Genomic DNA, 9,739 nt, shown 5'->3' with positions numbered 1-9,739 from the left:
CCCGTCACCCTCACGGGTGACGGGCCACTGCTCAGAACCAGATCAGGCCTTGGACTCGTCCTCGGTGGTCGCCTCGGCGGCAGCCTCGGTCTCGACCTCGGCGGTCTCCTCGGCAGCGGTCTCCTCGACCGGCGCCTCCTCGACCTTCTCCTCGACAACCGGAGCCGCGGCGGCCGGAGCAGCCTTGGTCTTCGGCTCGTAGGCGTCGGTGACGAGCTCGATCACAGCCATCGGAGCATTGTCGCCCTTGCGGGGACCGATCTTGGTGATCCGGGTGTAGCCACCGGGACGCTCCGCGAACTGCTCGGCGATCTCGGTGAAGAGGGTGTGCACGACGGACTTGTCGCGGATGGTCTTGAGGACCTCGCGACGGTTGTGCAGGTCACCCTTCTTGGCCTTGGTGATCAGCTTCTCCGCGACGGGGCGGAGGTGCCGGGCCTTGGCCTCGGTGGTGGTGATGCGGCCGTTCTCGAACAGCGCGGTGGCGAGGTTCGAGACGATCAGCTTCTGGTGCGCGGGCGAACCGCCGAGGCGGGCACCCTTCTTCGGGCTAGGCATCGAGCCTGCTCCTTCTCTCCGGCCGTACTAGGTACCGGGGTAGACGCAGCTGCTGCTGCGATTTCCATGGTGGTGAAACATTCTCCGCCGAGCCGCATGGACCCGACTCCCACTCGCGGGATCAAACGCCGGGCCGCATGGACCCGACTCCCACTCGCGGGATCAAACGCCGGGCCGCGGCGAAGCCGCCTGGCCCGGCGCTATGAACTCAGTACTGCTCGTCCTCGACGAAGGCGTCGTCGTCATCGTCGCCGTAGGCGGCGAGGGCGGCGGACGGGTCGAAGCCGGGAGCGCTGTCCTTGAGGGACAGGCCCATCTCGTGCAGCTTCAGCTTGACCTCGTCGATCGACTTGGCGCCGAAGTTGCGGATGTCGAGCAGGTCCTGCTCCGAGCGCGAGATGAGCTCACCCACGGTGTGGATGCCCTCACGCTTGAGGCAGTTGTACGAGCGGACGGTCAGCTGCAGGTCCTCGACCGGGAGGGCGAGGTCGGCGGCGAGCTGCTCGTCGACCGGCGACGGGCCGATGTCGATGCCCTCGGCGTCGACGTTCAGCTCACGAGCCAGACCGAAGAGCTCGACGAGGGTCTTACCGGCCGAGGCGATCGCGTCGCGGGGAGCGATCGACGGCTTGGTCTCGACGTCGATGACGAGCTTGTCGAAGTCGGTGCGCTGCTCGACACGGGTGGCCTCGACCTTGTAGCTGACCTTGAGGACCGGCGAGTAGATCGAGTCGACCGGGATGCGGCCGATCTCGTTCTCGGCACCCTTGTTCTGAACGGCGGAGACGTAGCCACGGCCACGCTCGACGACGAGCTCGAGCTCGATCTTGCCCTTGTCGGACAGGGTCGCGATCTTCAGGTCGGGGTTGTGCACCTCGACACCGGCCGGCGGCGCGATGTCGGCAGCGGTGACGTCACCGGCACCGGACTTGCGCAGGTACATGGTGACGGGCTCGTCGTGCTCGGAGGAGACGACAAGACCCTTGAGGTTGAGGATGATCTCGGTGACATCCTCCTTGACGCCCTCGATGGTCGAGAACTCGTGGAGAACGCCGTCGATCTTGATCGACGTCACCGAGGCACCGGGGATCGAGGAGAGCAGGGTGCGCCGAAGAGAGTTGCCCAGCGTGTAACCGAAGCCCGGCTCGAGGGGCTCGATCACGAAGCGGGAGCGGAACTCCTCGACGGACTCTTCCGACAGGGTTGGGCGCTGTGCGATAAGCACTGATTTGTCCTTTCCGGGCCGACCGCTATTTGACGGACCCGAACTTCAAGGGGTGATGACGGAAGGCTGTGGGGGCGGCAAGGCCCCGGCGTACCTCTTGTGTGAAGTTTGAACGCCGGGGACTCACCGTGGTTACTGCGTAGCGCCGATCAGAGCTTCGAGTAGTACTCGACGATCAGCTGCTCCTGGACCGGCACATCGATCTGTGCCCGGACCGGGAGCTGGTGAACCAGGATGCGCATCCGGCCGGGGACAGCCTCGAGCCAAGCCGGGACGACGCGCTCGCCGTGGGTCTCGCGAGCCACGATGAACGGGGTCATCTCCAGGGACTTCTCGCGAACGTCGATGACGTCGTGAGCGGTGACCTGGAACGAAGGCACGTTGACCTTCTTGCCGTTGACCAGGAAGTGGCCGTGAACGACCAGCTGGCGGGCCTGGCGGCGGGTCCGGGCGAACCCGGCACGGTAGACGACGTTGTCCAGGCGGCCCTCGAGCAGCTGGAGCAGGTTGTCACCGGTCTTGCCACCGCGGCGGTGGGCCTCGGCGTAGTAGGAGTGGAACTGCTTCTCCATCACGCCGTAGGTGAAGCGAGCCTTCTGCTTCTCACGAAGCTGGAGGAGGTACTCGCTCTCCTTGATGCGGCCGCGGCCGTGCTGGCCGGGAGGGTAGGGGCGCTTCTCGAACGCCGCGTCGTTGCCGACAAGGTCGACACCGAGACGGCGCGACTTGCGGGTCATGGGTCCGGTGTAACGAGCCATTACTCTTCAGTCTCCTTCTATGTCTCGGTGGGGATCAAACGCGACGGCGCTTGGGCGGACGGCAACCGTTGTGCGGAGCCGGCGTGACGTCCTGGATGGTGCCGACCTCGAGGCCGATCGCACCCAGGGAGCGGATCGCGGTCTCGCGGCCCGAGCCCGGGCCCTTGACGAAGACGTCGATCTTCTTCATGCCGTGGTCCATCGCCCGACGACCAGCGGCCTCGGCGGCCATCTGAGCGGCGAACGGGGTGGACTTGCGCGAGCCCTTGAAACCGACGGTGCCGGCCGAGGCCCACGAGATCACCGCACCGGTCGGGTCGGTGATCGTGACGATCGTGTTGTTGAACGTGCTCTTGATGTGGGCTTCGCCCTGAGCGACGTTTTTCTTCTCCTTGCGACGAACCTTCGTCGCACCCTGTCGGGTCTTCGGAGGCATGCATTAACTCCTGTGTTGGCTGGTCTGTGAGATCGAGGCGAAGGCCGGATCAACGCTGCCCGGAAAATTCCGGTACAGGCGTCGGATCACTTGGTCTTCTTCTTGCCGGCGACGGTGCGCTTGGGGCCCTTGCGGGTGCGCGCGTTGGTCTTGGTGCGCTGACCGCGGACCGGGAGGCCCTGACGGTGGCGGCGACCCTGGTAGCTGCCGATCTCGATCTTGCGGCGGATGTCAGCCTGGACCTCACGACGGAGGTCACCCTCGGTCTGGATACCCTGGGCTTCGATCTCGTCGCGGAGCTTGACCAGCTCGTCCTCAGCCAGAGCGTGCACCCGGGTGTTCGGGTTGACGTCGGTGGCCTCGAGGAGCTTCTGCGAGGTGGTACGGCCGATGCCGTAGATGTAGGTGAGAGCGATCTCCACACGCTTGTCGCGCGGAAGGTCAACACCTTGGAGGCGTGCCATCGTGTTCCTTAGGTTCATTCAGAGGTGTCGGTCGGGTCGCGTCCCGGGGTGGCACCCTCGGGCTCCGGCCTCTGCTCCGGAGGTGACTTCGGACTGACGTCCTAGCGACTCGATGCGAATATTCAGTTGTCCCGCAAGACCCCGGATCCGGCCCTCGAAGAGGCCCGAGCCCGGAGGGCTCGAATTGGATTCAGCCCTGGCGCTGCTTGTGGCGCGGGTTGTCGCAGATCACCATGACGCGGCCGTGGCGACGGATCACCTTGCACTTGTCACAGATCTTCTTCACGCTCGGGTTGACCTTCATGTCAGCCCTTTCTTGATCGTCCGGCTTGGTTACTTGTACCGGTAGACGATCCGACCACGCGTCAGGTCGTAGGGGGACAGCTCCACAACCACGCGGTCCTCAGGAAGGATCCGGATGTAGTGCTGTCGCATCTTGCCGCTGATGTGGGCGAGAACCTTGTGCCCGTTGCTCAGCTCCACGCGGAACATAGCGTTGGGGAGGGCCTCCACTACGGTGCCCTCGATCTCGATCACGCCTTCTTTCTTCGGCATGCCCTCTGCAATCTGTTGGTCGGTCATCTACCGTTCAAACCACGGATCAGGTGATCCGCGGGCGGTCCGGGAACCTCTCCGAGAAACCGGAGTGGACCTCGTGAAGCCATCTGCATGTCTCACCCGCGAGCGCACAGAAGCGCGCTGACCGGGCAGCCGCGAGGCACGACGAGACAGACCCACGTTGGACCGACTACCAAGGTTAGACCTCTAGAACAGCAATGCCCTAATCGTCAAGCCCCGGTGGCCGCGTCGGCCTCGGCCACCTTCGCGACGTACGCGAGTGCCGCCTCCGGGTTGCCCAGGAAGGGACCAAGGTCCTCGGGGTGCGGGAAGAGCCTGCAGAACCGGTCGGCGACCTGCTGATGCTGCGAGGCCGCGCCGAGCACCTGCTGCACGTGCTCGGGCAGCGGGTTGAGCAGCGCGTCGGTCATGCCGGTCGAATGCTGGGCGCGGTCCTCCCAGAACGTCTCGAAGGTGGCCTGCATCCATTCGGGATCGAACGGCTGGTCCCCGCGGTCAACGATCGCCTTGGTGTAGATCCCGGCGCAGTGGGCCGCACTGTTGGAGCCCTGCCCCGCGACCGGGTCGTTCAGCACGACGACATCACCCATCCCGAGGACGTAGGTGCCCTCGGCGATCTCCGCGTACGGCTTGCGGATCGTGCCGGTGAGCGATCCCGACAACGAGGCGCGAGCGTCGGTCGGCTCGGCGTCCCGCAGCAGATCGGCCTCCCACGGCATGTGCTCCTGCATCACATGCCGCAGCCGGCGCAGGTGCTCCTCCGGCTTCGGGCGATCCCAGAAGCAGTCGAAGGGTCCGTCCGGGATCGCCTCGACGAACGCTACCCGGCTCGGACCGGACATGGTCAGGTTGCTGATCACGAACAGCTCGCCCACCCCCGGCGCGACATTGATCCGCATGCTTCCGGCAGGGAAGTCGTCGGGCTCGACCATGCCGTGGAGGTAGATCGCCGACAGCGCGCGGCCGGGGGTGACGTACTTGGACCGGACCGGGTCGCGATCGAAGAGCTCGACGATCTCGCCCTTGCCCGCGGCGATGAGGGTGAGGTCGTACATCGGCGCCAGGCCGGCCAGGTCCGAGGTCATCACGGGGTGGTAGATGATCCGGCCGCCGCGATCCTCGAAGAGCTCGAGCCAGGTGGACATCTTCAGACGCTGGTCCACAGACATGGCGTACGGCTGCCAGGGCCCGTCGAACTTCAGCGCGCGGACGCCGGGCTCCGGGCTGACCGAGATGCCGACGTCGCGGATGCGGGGCGCCTCGTCCTCCCACAGGTTCAGGTCGTAGGCCCGCTCGGTGTTGAGGGCGGGCTCGAACATGACCTGGGTCGACGTGGGCCAGCCGTCGCGCAGCTCGTCGGGCGTACGCGCCGACATGACCGTCACGTCGTAGCCCTCGACCTGGAGGCTGAGGGCGAGCTGCAGGCCCGCTTGTCCGGCGCCGACGATCAGGATCTTGCGCACTGGAACATTGCTCCTTCGGAGTTGAGACGCCTCGTCGCCCTCAGGCGACGGTGGGGGTGGTCTTCATCGTGTGCGAGAGGCAGGCGACCATCGTCTTGGCCGTCGACCTGCGGTCGCGAGCGTCCACGGTCACCAGCGGGGTGCGGTCCTCGAGGCAGAGCGCGTCCCGCACCTTCTCCAGCGGATGGGTCAGCTTCCCGTCGAACAGGTTCACCGCCACGATGAACGGCACGTCGGTGTCGTTCTCGAAGTAGTTGACCGCGGGGAAGGACGCGTCGAGCCTGCGTGTGTCGACGAGTACGACGGCACCGCTGGCGCCGCGACACAGGTCGTCCCACATCGGCCAGAATCGGGGCTGCCCCGGCGTGCCGAACATGTAGAGCATCAGGTCGGGGGCGAGGGTCACCCTGCCGAAGTCCATCGCGACCGTGGTGGTGGTCTTCGCGCTCTCGTCGGAGAGCGGGTCCACCGAGCTGGCGGCCTGCGTCATCCACGCCTCGGTGTTGACCGGGGGTATCTCGGAGACCGAGGCGACCATGGTGGACTTCCCGACGCCGAAACCGCCTGCGATCACGAGCTTGGCGGAGGTGACGGTCGGGGTCGGACGGTCAGCCGAGCTCGGAAAGGCCATCGATAACTCTCTTCAACAGACGGTGGTCGAACGGGGAGTCGTATGCCCCGTCATTGATCTGCAGGTGCTCGGTCGAGGCCAGATCCTCGAGCAGCACGCGGGTCACACCGAGAGAGATACCGCTGTGTGCCGACAGCTCGGCGACCGACTGCGGCCCGAGACGTACGCGGTCATAGAGCTTGCGTGACTCGGGTGCCAGCTTGGAAGCGGCCCGCGCGTCGAAGTGTGCTGCCGAGACCAGCGTGTGCACGTACAGCTGGTGCTTGGTCCGGGTGCGACCGCCGGTCAGTACGTAGGGACGTACCCATGGGTTGGTCGTCATATGGGCCTCCGGTTCACCCGCTGAGGCCGCGTCACGCCCGCTCCCCGGCCATGGAGCTGACCGTCATCTGGCGCAGCTCGTCGCGCATCTGCGGAGTGAGCACGTGACCCACGGCGTCGACCAGCTGAGCCATCTTGTGGGCGACGACGCCGAGGTTCACACCGGCGCCGACGAGCACCGCGAAACCGGCGAGGTCACCGATGCCCATGAACAGGAAATGACCGGTGTGGAACTTCAGCATCACCTGGTCGCAGCCGGGCTCGCCGACCTCGCGGGCGATGTTGTTGCCGAGGCTGATCACGCCGGCGGTCATCGCGGCGAGCGGGTCGGCGAGGTTGGCGCTCATCCCACCCGCGCCGATCAACGGGAGCCCGTCGGAGGAAACGATGAGAGCGTGCGTCACTCCAGGTGTGGAGCTGGCGAAGTTGTCGATCAGCCAGCTGAATTCCTTGGGGTCGCGGGGGACGACCGGGCTTTCCATTACGAAAGAGTTCCTTTCACTGCTGGGACTTACCTGCCGAGTGAGAACGCGTCGAGATCATCGGCGAAGGAGTGTCGGGCCGACGACTTCTCCTCGGGTGAGCCCTCGGGGGTCTGCGGCCCAACGGCTGCTTCGCGCACGGTCTGCTTGTCGCGCAGGCTGACCGGCTCCCGCCGTGGGAGCGCCCCGGACTCTACTGGTCCGCTCTGCTCGTCGGCCGCGGAGGCCCCGTTCGCCTCATCCGTCCCAGCCACCGCAGTGGGGAGCGGGGTCTTCATCGTGTCGGCGGAGATCTCCGGCGAGGGCTGTTGCGTGGGTGCCGGCGCGAACTGGGCCGATGGGAGACGTACGGGCTTGGACACGGGCTCACGAGCCGGCTCGGCGGTGGGCTCCGGTGCGGATCCGCTGGTCTCCGGCCAGGGCTGGCGCATCGGCAGGACCTGCTGCGAACCCGTCTGAAGCCCCGGCTGGGGCCGCTGCAGCGGCCTCGGCTGCGGCGCCTGCTGCGGCGTCTGCTGCGGCGTCTGCTGGGGTCCGCGCTGGCGCGGAGCGGGAGGCAGGACCGAGATGCTGCCGGTGGCCGGGCCCGTCCTCGGCAGCTCGGCCGGCTCGATCGGCACGAGCGGCACGTCGCACAGCAGCTGGGCCGGCACCGTCACCATCGCGATCATCCCGTTGCCGGGGCTCGGCCTGGTGGCGAGGTGCACGTCGATGTCGTACTTGCGAGCGATCCGGTGCACCACCGGGAATCCCGTGTGGCTCCCGGACTTGCTGACCAGCTCTACGATCGGGCCGGCCAGCAGCGCGTTGAGGCGCCCGACCGACCGTTCCGGGATCCCGATCCCGGTGTCCTCGATGCGGAACAGCACGTTGCCGGCATCGGCCAGGTGGACGTTGACCGACACCGTTCCCGGCGAGTACTTGGTGGCGTTGTCCAGAAGCGCGGCGATCAGGCAGGCGATGTCATCGGCGGCGTACCCGATGACGGCGAGGTCGCTCACCCGGCCGATGGCGACCTGGTTGTAGCGCTCGATGCTCGACAGCGCCATCCTGATGATGTCCAGCAGGGAGGTGTCGGTGCCGCCCATCTCGTCCTCTGCCCGTCCGGCGAGCGTGCGCATGTCGCGGCTGGCGCGGCGCATCCGGGTGACCGCGTGGTCGACCTCGTAGAGCCTCCGCAGCCGGTCGGGGTCGTCCTCGTCGGACTCGAGCCCGTCGAGCGAGATGCGCATCTGCTCGGCCAGGCTGATCATGTGAAGACCGAACTGCTCCATGATCTCGGGCCAGGCCTCGTCCTCCTCCTGCGGCGGCAGAGCCGGGACCGACGAAGCCGCGGCGGGCGGCGGCACCTGCGGAAAGGGCGAACCCTGCGTGTTGGTCGGAGGAAATGAGCGAGCAAGACCCGGATCTGACTGCTCAGAGAGCGTCGCAGCCTTGGGTGCCCGGCGCGTCAACCTGCGCAGGCTCCAGCGTGTCATGAGGCGGCACTTTCAACTGTGGAAAAGGAAACAGAGCGGTGAAAAGATTGGCACAACCAGTGCGCGAGCGTATCGACACGCGCCCGGAACCAGACAGTGTCCTAGGTCCCTGTGCCCATCTTGTTCAGGCGCGCCGTCCCGCCTCGAGACGATGTCCCGAACCGTTGGGCGAGCCTGTCTCAGCCTGCCAGCAGCCGCAAAGTCTCCTCGCGGGCGGGTCCGGTGCGCGGGTCGGTTCCCTCGTACGCGGACCCGACCGGGTTCACCATCACCTCGTCCACGCCGTACTCATCGGCCATCCCGGCCAGGCTGGCCCTGGCGTACGCGGCGGAGCCGATGATCCAGCGGCGGCGCATGGTGTCGATGAGTCCCTGGTGGGCCTCTGGGATCTCGGTCTTCTCCGCCTCGTCGATGCTGGGCTGCGCGGTCAGCGGCTGACCGGTGCGCAGCTTGAGCATGGTCAGCAGCTGCGGCAGCGCCCGGCGCTCGGCCTCCTCGGCGGTCTCCGCGACGCTCGCGTTCACCGTCAGGAACGTCTTCGGCTCGCTCAGGAGCTCCGAGGGCTCGAAGGTGGAGCGGTAGATCTCGATCATCGCCTTGGTCGAGGTGCCGTCGCCGGCGAAGTGATGGGCGAAGACGTACGGCAGGCCCTTCGTGGCCGCCAGGCGAGCGGAATAGTCGGAGGAGCCGAGCAGCCACAGCTCGGCGACCGTGTTGGCCGACGGCGTCGCGTGCAGGACGTGCTGGCGCCCGCCCGCCATCAGCCCGACGCCCTCGGGCGCCATCATGGCGACGATGTCGTCCAGATACTCCGGGAAACGGTTGACGGCATCGTCGGTGACTCCCCCGGCACCGTGGCGCAGCGCCCACGAGGTGACCGGGTCGGTCCCCGGCGCGCGGCCGATGCCCAGGTCGATCCGCCCCGGGAACGCCGCCTCGAGCAGCGCGAACTGCTCGGCGACCACCAGCGGCGCGTGGTTGGCAGCATCACTCCCCCGGACCCGACCCTGATCCGCTCCGTCGCGCCGGCCACCAGGGAGATCAGCACCGGCGGGTTGGTCGAACCCACGGCCGGCATGTTGTGGTGCTCGGCCAGCCAGTAGCGCTCGTAGCCCAGATCGTCGGCCACCTTGGCCAGCGACAGCGTCGCCGCCAGCGCATCCGCGGAGGACTGGTCCTTACGAACCGGGACGAGATCGAGAACGCTCAGCTTCACGTCAGATCCCAACCCCCGCCGAGGCGTCACTTATTCCGGCCGAGACGTCGGCGGAATCCAGCGGTCTAAGCAACATCCCTGATGAAGGAGTGTTGCGGTGGCTTATCCGGCAGAGGTGTGGTCGCGGT

The 9,739-nt window shown here is 66.9% G+C and carries 12 protein-coding genes and 1 pseudogene; all 13 read right to left on the bottom strand.

Annotated elements, in window-relative coordinates; translation table 11 throughout:
• Window positions 1-42: 42 nt before the first annotated feature.
• The 13 genes and pseudogenes from rplQ to ACRDPS_RS25550 all read right to left on the bottom strand — a co-directional run bounded on the left by rplQ (window position 43) and on the right by ACRDPS_RS25550 (window position 9,611).
• Window positions 43-558 carry a 50S ribosomal protein L17 gene (gene rplQ / locus ACRDPS_RS25610; protein WP_431504490.1) on the bottom strand — a complete coding sequence of 172 codons (516 nt, stop codon included), beginning with the start codon at window positions 556-558 and terminating at the stop codon, window positions 43-45.
• Window positions 559-766: 208 nt separating this feature from the next.
• Window positions 767-1,783, bottom strand: a complete 1,017-nt coding sequence (locus ACRDPS_RS25605; RefSeq protein ID WP_008361061.1) for a DNA-directed RNA polymerase subunit alpha — start codon at window positions 1,781-1,783, stop codon at window positions 767-769.
• Between the two features lie 149 nt (window positions 1,784-1,932).
• Window positions 1,933-2,541 (bottom strand): 30S ribosomal protein S4, encoded by a 609-nt coding sequence (rpsD, locus tag ACRDPS_RS25600; protein ID WP_431504489.1) that lies wholly within the window; start codon window positions 2,539-2,541, stop codon window positions 1,933-1,935.
• A 34-nt stretch (window positions 2,542-2,575) separates the two neighbouring features.
• Window positions 2,576-2,977 (bottom strand): 30S ribosomal protein S11, encoded by a 402-nt coding sequence (rpsK, locus tag ACRDPS_RS25595; RefSeq protein ID WP_091052417.1) that lies wholly within the window; start codon window positions 2,975-2,977, stop codon window positions 2,576-2,578.
• An 86-nt stretch (window positions 2,978-3,063) separates the two neighbouring features.
• A complete protein-coding gene (gene rpsM, locus ACRDPS_RS25590; protein WP_431504488.1) occupies window positions 3,064-3,441 on the bottom strand; it encodes a 30S ribosomal protein S13 in 378 nt (125 codons plus the stop codon).
• Between the two features lie 190 nt (window positions 3,442-3,631).
• Window positions 3,632-3,745 carry a 50S ribosomal protein L36 gene (gene rpmJ, locus ACRDPS_RS25585; protein WP_038503151.1) on the bottom strand — a complete coding sequence of 38 codons (114 nt, stop codon included), beginning with the start codon at window positions 3,743-3,745 and terminating at the stop codon, window positions 3,632-3,634.
• A 29-nt stretch (window positions 3,746-3,774) separates the two neighbouring features.
• A complete protein-coding gene (gene infA / locus ACRDPS_RS25580; protein ID WP_011757309.1) occupies window positions 3,775-3,996 on the bottom strand; it encodes a translation initiation factor IF-1 in 222 nt (73 codons plus the stop codon).
• A gap of 233 nt (window positions 3,997-4,229) precedes the next feature.
• Window positions 4,230-5,483, bottom strand: coding sequence for a styrene monooxygenase/indole monooxygenase family protein (locus tag ACRDPS_RS25575; RefSeq protein WP_431504487.1), 1,254 nt, complete (start codon window positions 5,481-5,483; stop codon window positions 4,230-4,232).
• Window positions 5,484-5,523: 40 nt separating this feature from the next.
• Window positions 5,524-6,114, bottom strand: a complete 591-nt coding sequence (locus tag ACRDPS_RS25570; RefSeq protein WP_431504486.1) for a GTP-binding protein — start codon at window positions 6,112-6,114, stop codon at window positions 5,524-5,526.
• Window positions 6,092-6,436 (bottom strand): DUF742 domain-containing protein, encoded by a 345-nt coding sequence (locus ACRDPS_RS25565; protein WP_431504485.1) that lies wholly within the window; start codon window positions 6,434-6,436, stop codon window positions 6,092-6,094. Before ACRDPS_RS25565 ends, ACRDPS_RS25570 begins: the two co-directional genes overlap by 23 nt.
• A 31-nt stretch (window positions 6,437-6,467) precedes the next feature.
• Window positions 6,468-6,917: a roadblock/LC7 domain-containing protein gene (locus ACRDPS_RS25560; RefSeq protein WP_431504484.1), complete on the bottom strand. Its 450-nt coding sequence runs from the start codon at window positions 6,915-6,917 to the stop codon at window positions 6,468-6,470.
• Between the two features lie 29 nt (window positions 6,918-6,946).
• Window positions 6,947-8,266 (bottom strand): ATP-binding protein, encoded by a 1,320-nt coding sequence (locus ACRDPS_RS25555; protein ID WP_431504483.1) that lies wholly within the window; start codon window positions 8,264-8,266, stop codon window positions 6,947-6,949.
• A gap of 308 nt (window positions 8,267-8,574) precedes the next feature.
• Window positions 8,575-9,611, bottom strand: a pseudogene (locus ACRDPS_RS25550) (LLM class flavin-dependent oxidoreductase).
• Window positions 9,612-9,739 lie beyond the last annotated feature (128 nt).

This window comes from Nocardioides sp. (genome assembly GCF_050699375.1).
In the GTDB taxonomy this organism is placed as follows: Bacteria; Actinomycetota; Actinomycetes; order Propionibacteriales; family Nocardioidaceae; genus Nocardioides.
The sequence above is the reverse complement of the archived record's forward strand: the minus strand, read 5'-3'. Positions and strand labels throughout refer to the sequence as shown.